Consider the following 18,415-nt stretch of genomic DNA (forward strand, 5'->3'; position numbering starts at 1 on the left):
GCCGACGGCAGAATATCCGGTGGCTTCGATCATACGCGCGGTGCTCCCGCGTCTGCTCAAGCACGGCATCGTGACGGAGACGGACGCCGACGTCGATACGCTCGACGAGCGCCTTCTGGCTGAGCGCAAGCAAAACAATGCCACCTGTCTGTGGGAATTGGTGTTCTGCGCTTGGGCGCGGAAGCCGGCAAGATGAGAGACCTGTNCCAGTTCGTTAGAGCTGGGCTGGGATTTCGCATCATCCCAACGACAATGGCTCCGTCTCTGTCTCAATTGAAGGCAGCGGCTCGCCATGGAGCTTGGCCTCGAAACTCCGAAGCCGTTGATAGATCGAGATCAGCTCGACGATCGTGCTCCAGGCGTTGACGAGATACTGAAACGAGGTTCGGACCTGCGTGAACGCGTTCAAAATCTGGTTCATCGCTCCCAGCGTGATCTTGCCGGCAATGATCGTCGGTGCGAGCAGGACGTAGGGAAAGATGACGTCGGTCTGCAGGTAGACAATGCGGCCAATGTTGAAATACATGAAGTTCAAATAGAGGCGAAAATAGTTCCTGCGAATATCGCCGAACAGCACGCTCAGGGTCGGTGGATCGGCGCGGGCCGGATCATCCTCACCGAGCACCAGTTCCTTGCGATAGGCGGCTTCGACCCGCTGGTTGAAAAACTCGATCGCAGGCAGGCGAATACCGATCAGAGCCAGAATGCCGGTGCCAAATACCGACCAGATCACCGCAGCAAACACCAACGGATACGGGATTGAGCCGATCACGGGTAGCTCCGTGACGCTGCTCGAAAGCTTCACGAGAACGGGCAGGAAAGCCAACAGCGTAAGCACGGCACTGATCAGATTGACGCCGAGACCTTCCATGGTGCTTGCAAAGCGCATGGTGTCTTCCTGGACGCGCTGCGAGGCGCCTTCGATGGTGCGCAGGCGCGGCCAGTTTGCGACGTAGAAGTCGTTCATCGCCGTCCGCCAGCGGAAGATGTAGTGGCTGACGAAGAACCGCGTCAGCACGCCGACCACGACCGCGACAAGGGCAATTCCGGCAAAGGTCGATAATTCGGCATAGAACCGTTCGACGGTGACCGGTGCCGATTTTGAAAGTGCAGCCTGGATAAGGTCGTAGAACGGCCCATACCAGCTGTTGATGGCGACGCTGACCTGCACCTGAAAGTACGAGGTGAACAGGATCAGCGCGGAGCCGAGAATGGACCAGTTCGCCCACGGATGCGGCGCGAGCAACATCCAGGCAGCCGCGAAAACCACGGCGCACACAGCGAAATAGAGGTCGAACCAGAGAGCCGGCGCCGACGAGAACGTCGCCAACCCGACCGGCCTTTGCGGCGCTTCGAACAGATTGCTCGCGAAGCCATACCAGACCAGCATCGCCAGCGCGGTCCAGACGATAGCCGAGAGAAAAAACAGTTTGGGTCGGGGGAAAAACGAGACGAACATGGTCAGCACTGAGGTCGGAGGATCCGTTGGCCTCTTGTACTATAGGAGACTGTCGATGCGGCGAAGGGCTAAGCGCTCAAATAGGCAGAAAAGAGCATTCATCGGCAGCCAATCGACCGCCGGTCGGCTCCGATCCGACCGGCGGAGGCACTATGAGCCGCCGTAAGAAATGGCGCGACGACGTCCGCGACCTCGGCGGCGAACTCCTCATGCAGCGAGAGTTTGCCTTCCGGAAGACAGATGCTTTGGATGGTGTCGTTACTATTTGGGCAAAAGCTTCACGCCCGGCGCCGGCCATCCAGCAGAGCACGTGGCCCCGGAGTATGAACTGGCTGCCGCATCGCGCCGCGCCAGGAACACAGGCTAGCCTTCCCAGCGCGCATGTTCAGTTTCCACCCCTTCCCTGCTGAGCTTCGACCTGAAAGCGCGCGCCAATCGGCACCGACAGCATGACTCCGTCCTCCTGAAGCGATCGGCGGTCGGGCCGGGGATTGCGTTCAGTAGAGTCTTATCTGCTGTGCTATTTCAGGTAGCTCGCAAGACTCATGCTCAATATCTTGGCGAGCGCCGAATAGGACGCGGTGAGCTGCGCCTGATAGGTCGAGAGCTGCGCGGTGATGGCGGCGACATCGACGCCGGTGAGGTCGTTCGACAGGCTCTCGGCGTAGCTCTTGTAGTCGGTCTGTTGCGTGCTGGCTGTCTCGATCGAGGACGCCGAACTGGAGAGTTTTGCCTGCACCGCCGCGGTGTCGTCGAGCGCCGTGCTGACGAGATCGAGCGCGCTGGAAATGTCCGCGGACGAGAGCGTGGTGCTGTTGGCCACGAACTTCAACACGCGCATGACTTCCTCGAACGCCGAATTGTCGGCGGTGACCCCATATGACACCGTGTTGTCGGTGGCGACGCGTACCGAGGCAATCTCGTCATCGCCGTTGTAGTAGCTGGTATCCGCCGTGGTGGTGGAACCTGTCCCCGACGAAAAGCTGGTGAGGTCGACAGGCGCCGTGTCCGTCTTGCCGCCGGCAAAGACATACTGCCCGTCATACTGCGTGTTCATCAGCGAACCCATCTGTGCCAGCATCTGCTGCGCGGAAGAGATCACCGAGGTGGTCTCGCTCGAGCTCCCGGTCGAAGCAGCGCTGAGCTGGGAGCGGAGCTGCGTGATGATGTCGGTCATCGAACCGACGGCCGAATACATCACCTGGACCTTGCTGTCGGCGAGCGTGGCTGCATCGATATAGGACTGCGCGCGCGTCACCGAAACCTGGAGATTGACGACATGCTGCGCATTCGAGCCGTATCCGCCGAAATCGGTCGAGACGACGCCCGAGGATTCCTGGACCTGCTCGTTGGCCATGACCGACTCGACCCGCATTGCATCGGCAATCATCTTGCTCGACTGGGCGAAGGTGGCGATCCGCATCGCGACCATGGGCTTGCTCCCTGCGCTTTAAGACGACTGCACGGCGGTCATAAGCGCCGAGAACATCGTATTGATAGCCGAGATCAGCGCGGAAGCCGCCGAATATTGGTTCTGGAGCGTGCTCAGATTGGCAGATTCCTCGTCGAGATTGACACCCGACTGCGACGACAGCGAGCTCGCATAGGTCGACTGTGCGGTCTCCTTGGCGGTGTAGTTGGTGGAGGCCTGCGAGGCCTTGCTGGCGACGTCGGCCACGATTGTCGAAGCATAGTCGGCAAAGGAACCGGTGGTGGCAGCGAGCCCTCCGGTGGAGGAAAACGCCCGGGACGCCGTCAACGCGCTGTAGAACGCATTGACCACGGTCGCCGACCCTGGTGTCAGCACACTGCTGCCGGCCGTGAGGCTCGACGAGGTGTCCAGGGTCGCGAGCTGCAGCTCGTTGGTACCGGACAGGATGCTGCTATTGACCGCGATATCCGATGCGCTCGCGCCGGTCACGAGATCATTGAGACCGAAATAGTCGGAAAATCCCTCGCTTGAGCTGCCGACCGAACTGGTCATCTCGTTGATGGCGACGCCGTTGCCCGTGCCGGTGGCCGCGATCGAGAGATGACCGTTCGCATCGACCGACGCGGACATCCCGGAAATGCCGTTGATGGCGGTGACGAGATCGCCGACCGTGGAATAGGACGACAAATCGAGATCGCTATAAGAGACCAGATTGCCGCTCTGGTCGGTCACGGCAAGGCGCACCGTACCAGTGGCGGACAGCGCCGTGCTGCTGGTGATGCTGGTCGTTCCGGTCAGGCTCGTCGGCGCCGGCACCGAGGAGGCGTTGTTCGAGACGGTGTTGACCGCGGAGGCAAGTTGCGTTGCGAGCTGGTCGAGCTGGGACTGCGCTGCTGGCAGGGTCTTGTCGCGGAGCGTAATGAGCGCGCCGATGTCGCCGCCTGATATATGGGAGGTGATGTCGACGCCGTTCACCGTGATTGCACTGAAACCGCTTGACGATGAGCCGGCGGTGTAGGTCGTCGACGACGACACATTGGCCGCGGCTGCATAGTTTATCTTGTGCGCGGAGCTGTCGACCAGCGCCTGCCCTGTCGTGGTGTAGACCTGGAGATCGCCGTTCGACGCCGTATAGTAACTGACGTTCATCTTGGAGGCGACGTCCTGCAGCGCGGTGTTGCGCTGATCCTCCAGGTCCGCGGTCGACTGGCCGGCCGCGGCGGTCTGCTTGATCTCCGCGTTCAGATCCGCGATGGTCTGCAAGTCCGTGTTGACATCGTCGATCGAGGACGAGATGTCCTGGTCGGCATTGGAGCGGAGATTCTGGATGCCGCTCGAGGTCTCCCGCAATTGGCTTGTGACACCGTCGAGTGCGCTGACGACATTGGATTGCAGCGAGGCGCTGCTCGGTGTACTCGCCAGCGACGACAGTGCCGATTCTAGGGAGGCGATGCTGTTGGCGAGTGAGGTTCCGGTCGACGAGCTGTCGGCGCTGCTGGTCGAGCCGTAGAGCTTTTCCAGCGAGGTCAGATAGGTGTTCGTCGTGTCGGCCGAACCGAGATCGGAGTCCGCGCTGACCAGCGACTTCAACAGCAGCTTGTCGACCGTCGAGGTGATGCCCGTCACCGTGACGCCGGTACCGACGCCGTTGGTGACGTTGCTCGCCTGGTTTGCGGTCTTCCTGGTATAGCCCGTCGTGTCGGCGTTCGAAATATTCGACGACGTCACGCTGATCTGCACCGACGTGGACGACAGGCCGCTGAAGGCGATCGATCGTGCGATATCGAGCGACACGGCGGGCTCCCCTGCTCGTCAGGCGCTGCGGCTGGTGCCGCTGGAGACAGCGCGCGCGGCGACGCGGCCGGAGGCGCCATAGGGCGACACCGCAGCGATTTGCTCGCGGATCGCCTGCATGACCGCTTCGATCCGGCGGTTGCTGGCCTCGATCGCCGCGCGCAGGCGCACCAGATTCTCGTCCATCGCCGCGCGCAGCTTCAGGATCCGATCCAGCAGCTGCTCGCGCAGGATCCGGTCGCGCACGTTCAGGGTGGTTGTACCGGCCGCGCACTCGGCAACCGTCCGCTCGAAGATCTCCGCCAGGCGATTTTTCTCGTCGACCTGCTTCAGGCGCGAGGCCGGCAGGCCCTTGGCGAGCTCGGCGTTCTCTTCCGCCACCAGCGCGGTCAGGACGTCGATCAGTCCGATCAGCGACTTGATCCGGGCGTCGCCGCTTGCGGCGTTGATCCGCGTGGCTTGGCTATTGGCTTGGGCTACACTCATGGTCATCGCCTTCTTCTAATCATGCCGTTTGCCGCGAAGGACTTGCGAATTGCGCAAGTATGCGCCAATCGCAGTCGTCCTGACGGTCGTCTGTCTCATCTCGCCCTCAACTTCGGCGCATTCCTTCAACAGGCCGCGGCGGGTCGTCTCGAGATCGTCGAGCAAAGCAAGCAGCTGCTTGCGGTCACTGTCCTTCACGGTTGCGGCCCGTGCCACCAGCCGTCGCAGCCGGCGCAGCAGCGCTTCTCCGGCGGCTTTGGCCTCCTCGCTGCGCATCGCTCACCTCATCGCCGAGATCAGGGTGTCGTACATCTTGTTGACGGTGGAGATGACCTGGGAGGCAGCCGAATAGGCCTGCTGCGCCGAGATCATGCTGGAGAACTGGCTGGAGGTGTCGGTGGTCGAGGACTCCAGCTCGCTGCCGTAGATCGTCCCGGCGCCGTTCTCGCCGGACGCCTGCAGCGCGGCATTCCCCGACGTCACGGTCGCGGAATAGAGCCCATCGCTGGCGGCGGAAAGCCCGGTTGGATCGGCGAAGGTCGCAACCGCGATCTTGTAGATCGCGATGGTCTGGCCGTTGGAATAGGTGGCGTCGACGATGCCGTTCTTTCCGATCGAGATGCTGGACAGCTTGCCGTAGGACAGGCCGTCCGGAGTGATGCTGGTAACGTTGACGGTCGGCGTGGTCTCGCCGGAGGCGTATTGCGTCAGGCCGTCGGTGCCTCCGGCCGTGCCGAGATTCATCGTGATGGTGCTATCGGCCGCGCCGTCGGTCCAGCCCGTGACCGCGACGGTCGCCGGGCTCGGGCTGGTGCTCGCCAGCGAGCCGTCGCTGTTGAAGGTGATGTCGATCGTGCCCGAGGCCGTGCCGGTCGCAGTCGTGGTGTCCGACGTCGACGTCGGATTGGCGAAGTTTGCGCTCCACGTGTTGGTCCCGGTCTTGGTCCAGGCGACCTGCATCGAGTTCGCTGCACCAAGCGAATCGTAGACGGTCATGGAGCTGGTGTAGGTGTCACCGGTCGCGGCATCCGAGGGCAAGTTCGCCGCGATCGTGGTCTTGGTGGTGGCGCTGCCGCTGGTCGAGGCGACCTGGGTGTTGATGGCCTCGAGATTGCTCGCCGACTCGTTGCCGACGACGTTGCCGTCCGAGTCGGTACGCCAACCCTCGAGGTAACTGCCGCTGTTCTCGAGATAACCGGCATTGTCGGTCGTGAAGGCGCCGTTGCGGGTGTAGGAGACGGTGCCGCCCGACGTGGCACTGGTCACGACGAAGAAACCCGAGCCCTGGATCGCGACGTCGGTCGCGTTGGAGGTCGCGGCGAGCAGGCCCTGCTGGGTGATGTTGGCCCGGCCCGAGACGGTGACGCCGCCTGAGGCATAGGAGGTCGCGTTGCTCGACGCGGTGACGAGGTCGTCGAACATCGCCGACGTCGTCTTGTAGCCCGTCGTGCTGGTATTGGCGATGTTGTCGCTGATCATCGACAGCGATTGGCTCTGCGCGCTGAGCGCGGAGATCGCCGAAGAAAGGGCACCGGTGAGACTCATGATGAAGCTCCAGGGAAATCGGGTCGCAGGATCAGGACGTCACGCCGATGATGTCGGCAGCGCTGACGGAGACGCCGTTTACGGTCAGCGACGGCGTGGAGGTCGAGGTGTCGATGCCGGTCACCGTGCCGGTGACGGTCGTGTAGTTGAGCACCGAGTTGCCGGCGGAATCCGTCGCGGTCACCGAGATGGTGTACTGGCCACCGTCCGTGAGCTGGGTGCCGCTGGAGTTCTTGCCGTCCCAGGTGAAGGTGTTGGATCCGGAATTGCCGGTCCCGGTGCCGGTGTAGACCGTGTTACCGGAGGAGTCCTTGATCGTGATCGCTACGTCGGACGCGGCCGAGGACAGCGAGTAGCCGAACGTCGCCGAGCCATTGCTCAAGGTCGACGTGTCGGTCTTCGCTTCGACGGTGTGGCCGATATAGTTGACCGAGTTGAGCGTCACGAGACTCGAGAACGAGCTCGATAGCGAAGACAGGTTGGAGTTGATCGACTGCTGCTGGCTGAAATTTGCGTAGGAGGTGAGCTGATTGATGAAGTCGGTGGTCGAGGTCGCGTTCAGCGGGTCCTGGTTCTGAAGCTCACTGACGAGCAGGCTCAGGAAATCGCTCGAGGTCAGCGTCGAGCTGGACGACGTGCTCGACGACGACGACGTCGTCGTCGTCGCTGTCGTTGCAGAACTCGTTGCGGAAACGGTCATCAGAGACTCCGGCTTTCCCGCGCAGCCGGCGACAGGGATGTCGGTCAGCGCGCTTGAAATCTGTGTGCTGATGAAACGCGTGGCCGCGCGGATTCAGGCGCGGATTCACCGTTGCGAAAATCGCTTTCGACACGGCAAAATCTGCCGTGTGCGCAGTGTCCGGGAATGCTGAAAGCGCGCTTAAGAAAAAGCGCAGCCGCTCGCTCGTGTCAGCGCGAGCGCAAAAATCATGCGGATCGGAATGTCAGGGAAAAGAGCAGTTCAACTCCCTGCGGTCTCGCCTTCGGTGCGCGGCTCGGCCGTGTCGCTCTTCACTTTCGCAGCCGCGGTGGCGATACGGTCGGCGAGGCCTGCAGGCGCCCGCACTGGGGGTGCCGCGAGCGCCTGGCGCAGGGCGCGCATCTCTTCCAGCAAGGCCTGGGCAGAGGAGGAACGCTTCAGCAGCTCTTCGGCAGGCAAGCGACGGTCGTCGGGCCAGAGGGAGAGATCCTCGCCCAGCCGGTCGATCAGTTCCTCAAACTCGGTGACGTCCATCGCCCGCCGATCCCGCCTCGGTCAGGCCCGTCATAAAGCATTGCAGGTGTGGCGGAAACCGGTTTCCGGCAGCTTCACGCGCCAAAATCGCCCGGAGCACTACGGAGACCGGCCCAAACTGCGGGACGGGCGATCGCCGGAACGCTTCCGCGGTCCGGCCGCTCGTGGTTTCAGTCTGTCTGCGTCGAATCGGCCGGCCCGACCTTGCCGCGCCGCACCGTCGCGTCGACCTGCTCCCAGGCGTCCCGCAACTCGGACACGGCCGCGATGATCCGCCGAAAACTCGTCGGGGCATGCGGCCGGCCGAACGCCTTGTGGCTCGCCACGATCAGGCTATTGTAGGTCTGGAACAGGCGCTCCGCCACCGCCCCACCCTTGGTGAAGTCGAGATTGTGGCTGAGCCCGCGCAGGATCGCGGTCGCCTTCAGCAAATATTCGTGCCCTTCCTCGAAACGCCGCGCTTCCTGCGCGGCCAGCGACTTCTGGAAGGAGGTGATCGCGCCGCCAAGCAGCATCGAGATCGCCTTCAGCGGCGGCACGCTGGTGGCCGCGCCCCGGTAGGCCTGATTGGCCATGTACGCCATCGGATTATGCATCATCAACTACTCGAGCTGGAGTTAAGCAAAGCCTTGAGATAGGTGAGCGTGTTGTTGGCGCTCGTAATCGCGGCCTGGTAATTCGCGTATTGGGTCTGGAGCTGGGTCTGGTAGGCCGACGCGGCGCTGTCGATGTCGTCGACCTTCTGCTGAAGCTCGGTGTCGCGATCGGTCAGGCTGGTGATCAGCGTCTGCAACGAGCCCGAGGTCGACGAAGAGGTCTTGGACAGCTGATAGAGCTGGGTGGCGATGCCGGAGGTCGAGGTCACCGTGATGGATTGCGTCGTCGATCCTGTATAAGTGAAGGCCATGCCGGCATAGGCCGTCCCGGCCGCGCCGATGATCGTCGTGCCGCTTACCGTGAACAGCGAGGAATCGCCGCCGACCGAGGCAGAGCTGAGATTCCCGGACGAATCCACCGTCAGGTCGAGGATGAAGGATTGCGGCGACGTTCCGGTGTTGACCACGCTGAGCTGGCTCGACGAGGTCTTGGTCTGTGCCGACAGCAGCGTGGTGACGCCGCTCAGATTTGTGCTGAGAACATTGGACAGCGTCGAGGTGTCGAGTTCGAGCTCGTTCTTCTCGTTGAAGGACAGGCCGAGGTCGGCCATGGTGAGGCCGCCCACCGTGCTATTTAGGGCATTCTGGAGCTGGTCCATGATGTCGCGCATGGTGCCGTCGCCGAACAGCACCGCGCTTGAATCCGCTGTACCGTCCGAGGCGGTCGCCTGCTGCGCGATCACGGCATCACGAAACGTGTTGTAGTTGGTGACGAGGCTTTCGACCGCCGTTTCGATCTGGCTGGTGTCGGGCTCGATGCTGATGCTGAGCGACGTTCCGCTCGGCGTCGCCTGGAGCAGGTTGAACGTCACGCCCGTGAGCACATCGGTGATGTCGTTGGTATCCCGGGTCATCGAGATGCCGTCCAGAGCGAATTTGGCCGCCTGCGAGGTCTGCAGCACGTCGCTGAAGCCTCCCGAACTGTCGGTCACCCCGAGCTTGTTCAGGATGTCGTCGCCGGAGGAACTGGAATAGGCGATGTCGGCAGCATCCTCGGTCCCCGTCAGCACCATCTCGTAAGACCCGCTGGAGACCTGGACGATCGAGGCCTCGACGTTGGTGGTCGAGCTCTGGGCGTTAATGGTGTCGACGACGTCCTGGAGCGACATCGAGCTGGTGACCGTGATGTCGGCCGTGCTGCCGCTGCCAAGCCCGAGCGAAAACGTTCCGGAATAGCCGAGCGCCGAGGTCTGGCTCGACTGCGCGGTCCCGGCCACCTTCTGCGCGGTCGCGATCTGGCTGATGGTCAGCGTGTGGTCGCCGGTCGCGGCACCATTGCTCACGCTCATCGACAGTGCCGACGAGGCGCTGACGTCGCCGGTCGAGCTGATTGTCGCCGCTCGCGTGGCGAAGACGTTGGTCGCCAGCGAATTGACCACGGACGTTGCAAGCGAAGCCAACCCGGAAGAAAGCGTTTTCAGGTCGGTCTGAAGGGTCTGGTAGGCCGAAACCTTCGCCTCGTTGTTGGTGATCGTGGTCGAGATCGTGGTCGCCCGGGTAAGCTTGGCATTCACGGCCGACGTGATCAGTGCGCTCCAGTCGATGCTGGTCGACGTGGTCGTGCCGGTCGTCGTCACAGAGGTGGAGGAACTCGACGTGCTGCTGGTGCTCGAGCTGACGCTGGTCACTTCGGTGCCCGTTTCATCGCGAGGTGAGCCGGGCCGGCCTCATGCCGGCCCGGCTTGACGGTCACTAGCCGAGGAGCTTGAGCAGATACTGCGGCATCTGGTTCGCGGCGGATTCCGCCGAAACGGCGGCCTGCGTCTTCACCTCGGCCGAGGACAGCGTGGCCTGCTCGGACGCAATGTCCACGTCCTTGATCGCCGAGTTCGCCGATTGCAGGTTCTGGGTCTGGGTCGAGATCGAGTCGGAGGAGAAGTTAAAGCGCGATTCCTGGGCGCCGATGCTGGCGCGCGCCGCAGAAACCGTGTCGATCGCGGTGTCCAGGGTGTCGAGCGCCGAGGTCGCGCCAGACTGGGTGCTGACATCGAGCGAGGAGACGCCGAGCGACGATGCCGTGAGGCTCGACAGCGTGATGGTGATGGTGTCGGAACTGGACGAGCCGACCAGAACGGACACGCCGGACGAGAATACGCTGGAGCCGTCGAGCAGGCTCTGGCTGGAATAGCGCGTGCCGCTCGCGATCGAATCGATTTCGCTCGTGAGCTGCGAGAATTCCGAGTTGATGTAGGCGCGGCTGGAGTCGGTCGTGGTGCCCGAGGACGATTCGGAAGCCAGCGACTTCATGCGGGCAAGAATGTCGGAGATATTCGAGGCGCCGCCGTCCGCGGTCTGGAGGATCGCAGTGGCCTGCGAGGCGTTGGTCGCGGCCTGCTGGAGCGTGGTCACGTCGGAGGAGATGCGGGTGGAGATCGCGAGGCCCGCGGCGTCGTCGGAGGCCGAGGTGATGCGCGAACCGCTCGACAGTTTCGAGAGCGCGCTGCTTTCCTGCGCGGAATTGATGTTGAGGTAGCGGACCGCAGCGTTCGCGGCAGTGTTGGTGGAAATTGCGGGCATTGAAAACTCCTGTGCTGATGGGCATGGCGTGCCGCATCGTTGAAGACGATTGACGACGCAGACCGCAGCCCCGTCCGTTCGCTCAAACGGGGGAGCGCAAGGAGATCAGGCGCGAAAATTTCCGCTGGCCGAATTTTATGGTTAGCAATCGGTAAACGCGGTGCGGATATCGCGCTCGTGCTTGCGCAGCAATTGGCGCAGCTGCTGGCGTCCGCGCTTGAGCAGGGACTCCACCGCAGCCACCGTGGTGTCCATCACCTGGGCGATCTCGCCGTTGCTCATGTTCTCGTGGTACGAGAAGATCACTGCGATACGCTGCTGCTCGGGTAGGCGCTGCATCGCGAGCTCCAGCATGCCGTTCAGCTCGTTGCGCTCGATGATCTCGACGGCGCCAGGCTGACCGTCGGCGACCTCCGGCACGGTCTCGACATTCTCGTTGCGCGGCTTGCGGCGCAGATCGATGCAACGATTGGAGATGACGCGGTAGAGCCAGGTCGAGAACTTGGCGCGGCCGTGCTGCCAGCGCCCGCGATGGCTCCAGATCTTGAGCATGGTATCCTGCACCACGTCTTCGGCATCCGCGGCGTTGCCGACGATACGCAGCGCGATCGCATAGGCGCGATCGATGTGACGCTCGACCAGCATGCGGAACGCAGCCTCATCGCCGGTGGCAAGCTTGTCGAGAAGTTCGCTGTCCTCATCGAAGACGATTTCGGCAGCGACGGGCGTGCTGTCCGGCGCCAGTGGCACCGACGGCATCACAGGCACGATCTCTTCAGCCGGCAGCGTCGTCGTGATCTCGGCCTCGGCGGGAGCCCAGACATCAGCAGCGTAACTCATCCCGCAATCTCCAACCCGCAATGCCGGCAGCGCACATGCCACACGGCTTCCAGGCGTTGAACGCGCGACCGAAACAATCCAGGCGAAGAATTTTTGTTATTTTTCAAGACGTTAGTCGGTATCTTTTGCCGAGTGTCGGGCAATAATTGCCGAGCGCGCGAGCCCTTTGCGCCTATCATCACATCGTCTCGCGCCATGGCGGATCATCCATCCTGAACAGATGTGGTTGAGAGAAAACGCTGACATTACGCGGCACTGGGCGATCAAACGCGACGCGCGCAGAGCGCATCAAAACGAGATTGTTTCCGAGTGTGAATGAACGCGAGACAACCTCCGCACCCGGCAATTTTTTCCGAATCACCTTTTCGAACCTAGCGATTTTTTTGAATCTGTCAGTCGTGACGAATGCGTTTTTGAATCGCGCGTGAATTATTTTCGCGCTTGTGGCGCCTGACATGGTGAACGTGCACGTTAATTGATCTGATTGGCGGGGAATCTGCACATGATGATCGCAACAGCCGACATCGAGCGCCGCGCGAAAATTGTTTCTGCTTGGTCGTTCGACGTTTTCGATACATTTCTGCTGCGCGCCTGCACGACGCCGGATGGCGTATTTGAAAGGACTTACGAGCTTTCCGGTATTTCGCGGACTTGTCCGAATGTTTCTGCGAGTTTCGTTCAGCATCGTATCCAGGCCGAAGCACGTGCGCGGAGGACCGCGAGGGAGAAGCGCGGCGGCAGCGAAGTTCGCATCGATGAAATCTATTCCTGTTTTCCATTCAAGCTGTTCGGTCTCGCGCGCCATCACCTGAACGATCTCGTCGAATCAGAGTTCACGGCCGAGCTCGAGCTCTGTCGCGCCAATCCGGACATGCTTCGGCAATATATGGACATGAAGCGTGCCGGCCATCGCGTTGGATTCATCTCCGACACCTACTGGGATTCCGCTTCGCTGGCGCGGCTGCTGCGCGCATGCCGCCCCGGGTTGACATGGGACTTCCTCTACGCCTCCTGCGACCATGGCAGCGGCAAGAGCGAGGCGCTTTTCGCAAAGTATTTGTCCGAGCAGGATATCGACCCGAGCGCCTCCTTTCACGTCGGCGACAACGATAAGGCCGACATCAGGGGCGCGAAGCGTCACGGCATTCGGCCGCGCTATTATCCGCAGGCGACGCTGCAATTGGCCTCAAAATTCCAGCGCGAGACGGCGCTGCTCGAGCTGCTGTGCGCCGGCGCGCCGTCCAGGCTCGATCGTGGCGCGCGGACCCTGCGGCGCATGGTCGCCGCGCGCAACGCCGAGAAGTCTCCGGCCCATCATCTCGGCATGACCGTACTCGGCCCGGTGATGACGGCATTCGATGCCTTCATCGCCCGGCTCTGTGCGGAGATTGCAAGCCCCGGTCGAAAGGTCGCCCTTGCCTTCCTCGGCCGCGACGGCTTCTTGCCACACCGGATCTGGCAGGGCTTGCACGGCACCACATCGGCCTATCTCGAGATCAACCGGCGCGTCAGCCTGATCGCCTCTGCCGACACCATGCAGCCGCTGGTCGATCTCCTCAGCAAGGTGTTGAAGATCGACGCGCCGACCTTCGGCGACATGATCAAGATCCTGCCGCCAGAGGTCGCCGCATTCTTCGCGGCTTATCCTGACGGAGTTGCTCCGGGCGAAGACCTCGCCAAAGCTCTGCCAGAGCTGATGGATGCCAGCGAGATCATCGAGCTTGCAGCAGCCCTGCGCGCGCGATTGCTTGCCTATCTGCGCCACACGATCCCCGGGTTCGACGAGTGTACCGACCTCGTGCTCGCCGATCTCGGCTATTCCGGGAGCGTGCAGAAGGCGCTGCGCCGGGTCTTCGACATGGAAGGCATCAAGATCCGTCTCCATGGCGCCTATCTGATCTCGCTCGACGATGCCTTCGACGATCTCGCCGAACACGACAGCGCGGCGGGCTTCATCTCGGACCTCGTGGTGACGCCGCATGTCAAGCGCATGCTGATCCGCAACATTGCGCTGCTGGAGCAGATCTGCTGTTCCGCCGACGGCTCGGTCCGGGATTATGACGGCGACCAGGTGCTGCGCGAGATCAATCCGCGTCCGGCGGGCCAGATCGCGCTTGCTGCGGAGATTCAGGCCGGTACGGTGGCGTTTGCAGAGAGCGCCGAGGATGTCGCGCTCGACTTCTGTCTCAGTCCTTATGCCGCGCCGGATGTCGCTGCGCGCTGGTGCACGGCGACACTGGCGCGGTTCCTGCTGCTGCCGGATGAGGACGAACTGGCGCTGCTCGGCGGATTGAAGCACGACGTCAATCTCGGCACGCATGCGCTGGCGCCGATGATCGACAGCGACTTCATCCGCCGGCAGATCACGGCCCGCGGTTTGTCCGCCGCCTGCGCGTCAGCCGCCCCGCCGATGTGGCTCGCCGGCAGCTTTGCCCGGCTGTCGCCGTCGAACGCTTATCTCTACACGCTGTTCGGGGCCAACCGCCTGCCCGCCGACGTCTTCGAAGAGAGCCCTTGCGGCCAGGTCCAGATCGGGCTGTTCCGCGCCAACGCCGAAGCGACGCTGGAGACCGCAACCCTCTACCGCACTGGCCTCGGCGAGCTACGCCTGCATATCCCGATTTCGCGCACGATGGCCCTCGCCATGATCGCACTGCCGTTGCCGAAACTCGCCGCAGAAGGTCTCCTTCATAGCGTGACCATCCAATCCGCCGACGACATTCGCGACGCCGCCGAGAGCCAGGACGTGATAGGGATCGCCGCCGAAAGCTTGGTCTACGCCGGCGTGCGGCACAACGGTGCCCATTATCGCACCGAGAACGACGACGCCTGCCTGCTGATCCCCGTCGCCCCAATGGCGAATGACTTCGCAGTCTATTCGGTCGCGATCACTTCGCTCCATTCCAGCCCCAAATAATGCGCCTGATCGCGCCGCCCCGGCCGTTCAATTCCAAGGGCTGACCGGCGACGCGAGGGGCACGGAATTGACGGACGGGACGCACGCAAACCTTGATCATTTCCTGCAATCCGGCGGCATCCGGCTCGGCCGGGCCCAGCGCGATCGTCTGGGCTGGCTGACCGGCCAATATGGCCTGCCGACGCTGGGCGATCTCGCTGGCAACGGGCGCAGCGGCGTCATCATGATCAAGAAGCCGCCGAGCGGCGCGGCGGCCGAGCTGTTCTACCGATCGCTCAATCCCGGCTGTGCCGTGGTCATTCCGACCAGCGAGAATCCCGGCTTCGACTTCCTCAAGTCCAAGCTGACCGAGTTCGGCACGGTCGGCCCCTGCGGCGCCGACGGCCCGCATGAGATGTGGTGGGGCGGCATCGGCTGGTCGAAATTCCTCGTCGCCGCCGATGCATCGACCGCCCGCCCGCGGATCGTCTCCTGTTACCCGCGCGGCGGCGACGCGACCGCCGCCTTCGCGCTCCGGCACTCGCTCGAACGATTTGATCTCCCCTGCCATATCGAACCGATCGACACCCAGTTCAGCGAGCGCCTGCTCTGCTTCGAAAAGACGGAGTTCATGCTGCGGATGTGGAACAAATATCGCGAGCCGCTGCTGTTCGTCGAAGCCGGCGCCGCGCTCCGCGAGGCACCGCTGCTGCCATCCTTCCTCGGCTGCGACGTCGCACTCCACAAGTGGAATCGCTGGGAGATGTCGGCGCGGACGCTCTATCTCGGCCGCACCAAGGCTGCGGAGATGCTGCTGCGAACCTGGCAGCATCTCGCCGCGTTGTACCCTGCCATCTGGGAGGGCTATCTGCTCGACCAGGCCTGGAGCTTGACCTCCTCTCAGTTGCCGCTCGACACGGTGTGGCTGCCGCGGTCCTATCACGCGCTGACGGGCGACCTCGCCGCGGCGCGTGCCGTGATTTTGCATGATCGGCCGACGACGACGATGGAGCTCGGGCCCGATCCCGGCTTCGCAAGTCTCGTTCGCGCGGCCCGCCGCGCCGGCCGCACCGGGGCGCGCGATGCCTTCATGGTCATGACTTCGAAAGCCGCAGCGGGTAACGGCATCGCCGTGATCCTGCGCGACATCGCGCAGAACGACGCAAGCGCAGTCGCCGCTACCGTGGAGGCCGTGACCGGCGTCTATGCCGCCGATTGCGGTGGATACGGTCGGCTCGAATTGTCGCTCTGTGCCTCGCAGGAGGACATTGGCGCCGCCCGCGACGCCGCAATGCTGGCCTGCTACCGCATCCTGGAGATCGCACCGGGCCAGCGGATCGCCAATGATTTCTTCGCCATCCAGGCATCGCTCGGGGCCGCGGACGATCCGGTCATGACTGCTCGCACCCTTTTCCCCTGACGGACAAAACACGATGCTGAAGACCATCATCCTGCTCACCAACACTGTCCAACAACAGCCGCCGCTGGCCAACCTGCTGCGGGGACACAATCGCGAGCTGTCGTTCTGCTCCGCGCTGAGAGCCGAGGACCTCGCCGCCATTGACGCGGACGTGTTGCGCGATGCGCGCCTGGTGTCGTTTGCGAACGACATCGCCGTCCCGGAAAAGTTCCTGCTTCAGCTCGGCTGTGGCGCCTATAGGTTCTATCTCGCTCCATCGCAATATCCGGGCCTGCTACCCGCCCCCGACGAGACCGAGGACGATGTGTGCTGTTTCTCGGCGATCGCGCAATCGATGACGATCTGGCCTGATTTCAGGAAGGTGGTCGGCCTGGAAACCGTGACCGTTCCCGACGGAACGGGCATAACCGAGCGCGAGCGGATGGTGTTTTCGCGGCTCGCCCATCTGTTCTGGCGGATGTCGGGCCTGATCGCCGGCGAGGCCACTGACCTGCCCGGCGTCATCGAAGCCTGCGAAAGCCAGCGACCGACGTTCGCGATGATGAACTGAGGCGGTGACCTGGCGGAGCCGCGTAGCTGCGCCGACAACGCGTCGCGGTGTTCCGGCGCCGCGATGGCGATCATGCGGCGCGCGCGCTCGGCGAGCCCACGGCCGCGCAGCTCCGCGTCTTCGCCGAGCCGAGATCGAGCGTCGCGGAGATCAGCGATTTCAGCAGCAGCTTGTCGACCGTCGAGGTGATGCCCGTCACGGTGACCGGCACCGCAAAGCGAGTCGTCCATCGGTTGCTCTTTCGTAGTAGCCTTCATTTTGGCACCAGCGCGACATCGATTCCCAGGTCGTCGCTAGCGCTCCCCGAAGGGATCCTCACCGCATGCAGTGCGCTAAGGTAGCGACGGAAGAGCGAAAGAAACTTCGTTTGCAATTTTCAACGATTTCTCACACGCAAGTCGCCAATCCGACAGAGTGCGCATTTACCGACTGCATTGGGTCTCGAGAAGCGGAAGCGATGGACAGTCCGATGTGCGATTTCACAGTTGGTGACCGATTGCAGCTCAATGAACTGGGGCGAAGTCGAAACCCGCGCAAGGGGGTGATCTACTGTAAGTTCGTCAGGTATGGAGCCACAGCATCACAGGTCCGGGTGTTGTTCGAGGGGGCTCGCGGCCCGGCTACAATACACGCGAGCTATCTGGAGTTTGATCAGCGGGATTCGTCGGAGGCGCCACTATCCGGCAACGTGCGGTTACAGATGTTAGCAAGACCAACCGCGTAGGATTAGCCGAGAGGACTATCTGCTCCCAATTCGCAGCGGGCTGTCCGCGACGCTCCACGGCTGAGCGATCCCAGCCTCCAGAACTGCAGCGGCCCGCGAATGGTCTAAGCCTGCATTGACGAAATGCAGCGAACACAACGGAAGCTCTTTTGGGCGCCACTGGATGATCTCCTGCCTTCTGCGCGGGCGGCCACGGAGTTCGCAAAGATCGCGCCGTTGGGCGCGCCCGATGACGGCCGACGACATCTCATGCCCAGGCTATGTACCTGCAAGCCGATCATTTCGCGGCTGCGCGGCAAGTGCGTCGCTTTAGGCGCAAAACGGACATCCATTTCGTTGCGCCACGCAACCGGGTTTATGCGGACACCGCCTCGCGTTGTGCACAGACGACACAGCATTGATTGAAACACAGTAGCAATGTTGAAGGGTATTCGCGTTCGAGCTTCTTCTTGGTATAATCATTCACAGCTTGGGCTTGGGCAAAGGTTGTGCTGGGGCCAGGACCGCGATTCGCTGCTCAAGAAGTTCGAGTTGAACAAGGCCGCGAAGGAATCCATTTCAGGAGCACCTACAAAAGCGGCAGCAACGCTAGGCTTCCACGATAACGGGTTGGACAATGGAGTTCGACGAATGCTGGCCGAGAAATTCTTCCTGGTGCTGGAGATGTTGCTTAAGGGCCAGCCGACCTGCACTGACGGTGCTCCGAGGGCGGTAAGCTCGGCACCCCACGTGCCGGTGAGGCCTGCGCAGAGCCCCTAGCCCTCCTCAAGATCGGCAGAGAAGAGGTCCTTTGTCGAGACCGCCGGAGCCAAAAGGGTCGAAGCGTTCGGGACGCCTGCAGGGGACTAAAAGGTCGTACGTG

General features: G+C 62.6%; 19 protein-coding genes and 2 pseudogenes. 6 read left to right on the forward strand and 15 right to left on the reverse strand.

The features are described 5' to 3' along the window. Positions 1 to 196: pseudogene (locus YUA_RS46290) on the forward strand (methyltransferase); the annotation flags it as partial. Positions 197 to 238: 42 nt separating this feature from the next. Here the strand turns inward: YUA_RS46290 and sbmA are convergent. The 10 genes from sbmA to fliD form a co-directional block, all read right to left on the reverse strand. Next, positions 239 to 1,459, reverse strand: a complete 1,221-nt coding sequence (gene sbmA, locus YUA_RS0137385) for a peptide antibiotic transporter SbmA (RefSeq protein ID WP_027535233.1) — start codon at positions 1,457 to 1,459, stop codon at positions 239 to 241. A 520-nt stretch (positions 1,460 to 1,979) separates the two neighbouring features. Next, entirely contained in the window at positions 1,980 to 2,891 is a 912-nt protein-coding gene (locus tag YUA_RS0137390; protein WP_027535234.1) for a flagellin, read from the reverse strand. 18 nt (positions 2,892 to 2,909) lie between these two features. Then, positions 2,910 to 4,685, reverse strand: coding sequence for a flagellar hook-associated protein FlgK (gene flgK / locus YUA_RS0137395; RefSeq protein WP_027535235.1), 1,776 nt, complete (start codon positions 4,683 to 4,685; stop codon positions 2,910 to 2,912). An 18-nt stretch (positions 4,686 to 4,703) separates the two neighbouring features. Further along, positions 4,704 to 5,177 (reverse strand): hypothetical protein, encoded by a 474-nt coding sequence (locus tag YUA_RS0137400; protein WP_027535236.1) that lies wholly within the window; start codon positions 5,175 to 5,177, stop codon positions 4,704 to 4,706. 9 nt (positions 5,178 to 5,186) lie between these two features. Further along, positions 5,187 to 5,447 carry a hypothetical protein gene (locus YUA_RS0137405; protein ID WP_027535237.1) on the reverse strand — a complete coding sequence of 87 codons (261 nt, stop codon included), beginning with the start codon at positions 5,445 to 5,447 and terminating at the stop codon, positions 5,187 to 5,189. A gap of 3 nt (positions 5,448 to 5,450) precedes the next feature. Next, positions 5,451 to 6,716 (reverse strand): flagellar hook protein FlgE, encoded by a 1,266-nt coding sequence (gene flgE, locus YUA_RS0137410; RefSeq protein ID WP_027535238.1) that lies wholly within the window; start codon positions 6,714 to 6,716, stop codon positions 5,451 to 5,453. A 31-nt stretch (positions 6,717 to 6,747) separates the two neighbouring features. Continuing rightward, positions 6,748 to 7,416 carry a flagellar hook assembly protein FlgD gene (locus YUA_RS0137415; RefSeq protein ID WP_027535239.1) on the reverse strand — a complete coding sequence of 223 codons (669 nt, stop codon included), beginning with the start codon at positions 7,414 to 7,416 and terminating at the stop codon, positions 6,748 to 6,750. Between the two features lie 261 nt (positions 7,417 to 7,677). Then, on the reverse strand, positions 7,678 to 7,950 hold the full coding sequence (locus tag YUA_RS0137420; RefSeq protein ID WP_027535240.1) for a hypothetical protein: 273 nt from the start codon (positions 7,948 to 7,950) through the stop codon (positions 7,678 to 7,680). A 170-nt stretch (positions 7,951 to 8,120) separates the two neighbouring features. Beyond that, a complete protein-coding gene (gene fliS, locus YUA_RS0137425) occupies positions 8,121 to 8,549 on the reverse strand; it encodes a flagellar export chaperone FliS (RefSeq protein WP_027535241.1) in 429 nt (142 codons plus the stop codon). Further along, a complete protein-coding gene (gene fliD / locus YUA_RS0137430) occupies positions 8,549 to 10,183 on the reverse strand; it encodes a flagellar filament capping protein FliD (RefSeq protein ID WP_245285366.1) in 1,635 nt (544 codons plus the stop codon). Before fliD ends, fliS begins: the two co-directional genes overlap by 1 nt. On the opposite strand from fliD, the gene YUA_RS52170 reads away from it, so the two are divergent. After that, positions 10,110 to 10,292, forward strand: a complete 183-nt coding sequence (locus YUA_RS52170) for a hypothetical protein (RefSeq protein WP_245285367.1) — start codon at positions 10,110 to 10,112, stop codon at positions 10,290 to 10,292. The two genes, fliD and YUA_RS52170, sit on opposite strands and share 74 nt — an antisense overlap. Before the next feature lie 6 nt (positions 10,293 to 10,298). Here YUA_RS52170 and YUA_RS0137435 read toward each other — a convergent pair whose 3' ends face one another. The 3 genes from YUA_RS0137435 to YUA_RS52175 form a co-directional block, all read right to left on the reverse strand. After that, positions 10,299 to 11,123, reverse strand: coding sequence for a flagellin (locus YUA_RS0137435; protein WP_027535243.1), 825 nt, complete (start codon positions 11,121 to 11,123; stop codon positions 10,299 to 10,301). A 141-nt stretch (positions 11,124 to 11,264) separates the two neighbouring features. Then, positions 11,265 to 11,963 (reverse strand): RNA polymerase sigma factor, encoded by a 699-nt coding sequence (locus YUA_RS0137440; protein WP_027535244.1) that lies wholly within the window; start codon positions 11,961 to 11,963, stop codon positions 11,265 to 11,267. A 178-nt stretch (positions 11,964 to 12,141) separates the two neighbouring features. Next, the gene (locus YUA_RS52175) at positions 12,142 to 12,768 is read right to left on the reverse strand and encodes a hypothetical protein (protein ID WP_245285361.1); all 627 of its coding nucleotides are present in this window, start codon (positions 12,766 to 12,768) and stop codon (positions 12,142 to 12,144) included. Between the two features lie 66 nt (positions 12,769 to 12,834). On the opposite strand from YUA_RS52175, the gene YUA_RS0137445 reads away from it, so the two are divergent. The 3 genes from YUA_RS0137445 (at position 12,835) to YUA_RS0137455 (ending at position 16,829) form a co-directional block, all read left to right on the forward strand. Then, the gene (locus YUA_RS0137445; RefSeq protein ID WP_245285362.1) at positions 12,835 to 14,880 is read left to right on the forward strand and encodes a hypothetical protein; all 2,046 of its coding nucleotides are present in this window, start codon (positions 12,835 to 12,837) and stop codon (positions 14,878 to 14,880) included. A 67-nt stretch (positions 14,881 to 14,947) separates the two neighbouring features. Continuing rightward, complete coding sequence (locus tag YUA_RS0137450; RefSeq protein WP_027535246.1) at positions 14,948 to 16,279, forward strand: hypothetical protein; 1,332 nt, start codon at positions 14,948 to 14,950, stop codon at positions 16,277 to 16,279. Positions 16,280 to 16,292: 13 nt separating this feature from the next. Continuing rightward, positions 16,293 to 16,829, forward strand: a complete 537-nt coding sequence (locus YUA_RS0137455; RefSeq protein ID WP_027535247.1) for a hypothetical protein — start codon at positions 16,293 to 16,295, stop codon at positions 16,827 to 16,829. Between the two features lie 11 nt (positions 16,830 to 16,840). On the opposite strand, the pseudogene YUA_RS52475 reads toward YUA_RS0137455, so the two are convergent. Both YUA_RS52475 and YUA_RS50645 read right to left on the reverse strand, forming a co-directional pair. Then, positions 16,841 to 16,945 (reverse strand): annotated as a pseudogene (locus tag YUA_RS52475) (acetyl-CoA hydrolase/transferase C-terminal domain-containing protein); the annotation flags it as partial. Then, positions 16,900 to 17,040: a hypothetical protein gene (locus YUA_RS50645; RefSeq protein WP_156947554.1), complete on the reverse strand. Its 141-nt coding sequence runs from the start codon at positions 17,038 to 17,040 to the stop codon at positions 16,900 to 16,902. The pseudogene YUA_RS52475 and the gene YUA_RS50645, both read right to left, overlap by 46 nt. 1,143 nt (positions 17,041 to 18,183) lie before the next feature. Between YUA_RS50645 and YUA_RS52430 the strand changes: the two genes are divergently transcribed. After that, the gene (locus tag YUA_RS52430; protein WP_256375404.1) at positions 18,184 to 18,312 is read left to right on the forward strand and encodes a hypothetical protein; all 129 of its coding nucleotides are present in this window, start codon (positions 18,184 to 18,186) and stop codon (positions 18,310 to 18,312) included. The last annotated feature ends 103 nt before the right edge of the window (positions 18,313 to 18,415 follow it).

Source organism: Bradyrhizobium sp. WSM3983 (assembly GCF_000473045.1).
Lineage (GTDB): Bacteria > Pseudomonadota > Alphaproteobacteria > Rhizobiales > Xanthobacteraceae > Bradyrhizobium.

Bases quoted from the DNA above. Each gene is read 5' to 3' on its own strand.
- sbmA (WP_027535233.1), bottom strand. From the start codon at position 1,459: ATGTTCGTCTCGTTTTTCCCCCGACCCAAACTGTTTTTTCTCTCGGCT.
- YUA_RS0137390 (WP_027535234.1), bottom strand. From the start codon at position 2,891: ATGGTCGCGATGCGGATCGCCACCTTCGCCCAGTCGAGCAAGATGATT.
- YUA_RS0137400 (WP_027535236.1), bottom strand. From the start codon at position 5,177: ATGACCATGAGTGTAGCCCAAGCCAATAGCCAAGCCACGCGGATCAAC.
- YUA_RS0137405 (WP_027535237.1), bottom strand. From the start codon at position 5,447: ATGCGCAGCGAGGAGGCCAAAGCCGCCGGAGAAGCGCTGCTGCGCCGG.
- flgE (WP_027535238.1), bottom strand. From the start codon at position 6,716: ATGAGTCTCACCGGTGCCCTTTCTTCGGCGATCTCCGCGCTCAGCGCG.
- YUA_RS0137415 (WP_027535239.1), bottom strand. From the start codon at position 7,416: ATGACCGTTTCCGCAACGAGTTCTGCAACGACAGCGACGACGACGACG.
- YUA_RS0137420 (WP_027535240.1), bottom strand. From the start codon at position 7,950: ATGGACGTCACCGAGTTTGAGGAACTGATCGACCGGCTGGGCGAGGAT.
- fliS (WP_027535241.1), bottom strand. From the start codon at position 8,549: ATGATGCATAATCCGATGGCGTACATGGCCAATCAGGCCTACCGGGGC.
- YUA_RS0137435 (WP_027535243.1), bottom strand. From the start codon at position 11,123: ATGCCCGCAATTTCCACCAACACTGCCGCGAACGCTGCGGTCCGCTAC.
- YUA_RS0137440 (WP_027535244.1), bottom strand. From the start codon at position 11,963: ATGAGTTACGCTGCTGATGTCTGGGCTCCCGCCGAGGCCGAGATCACG.
- YUA_RS52175 (WP_245285361.1), bottom strand. From the start codon at position 12,768: ATGGCGCGCGAGACCGAACAGCTTGAATGGAAAACAGGAATAGATTTC.
- YUA_RS0137445 (WP_245285362.1), top strand. From the start codon at position 12,835: ATGCTTCGGCAATATATGGACATGAAGCGTGCCGGCCATCGCGTTGGA.
- YUA_RS0137455 (WP_027535247.1), top strand. From the start codon at position 16,293: ATGCTGAAGACCATCATCCTGCTCACCAACACTGTCCAACAACAGCCG.
- YUA_RS52430 (WP_256375404.1), top strand. From the start codon at position 18,184: ATGCTGGCCGAGAAATTCTTCCTGGTGCTGGAGATGTTGCTTAAGGGC.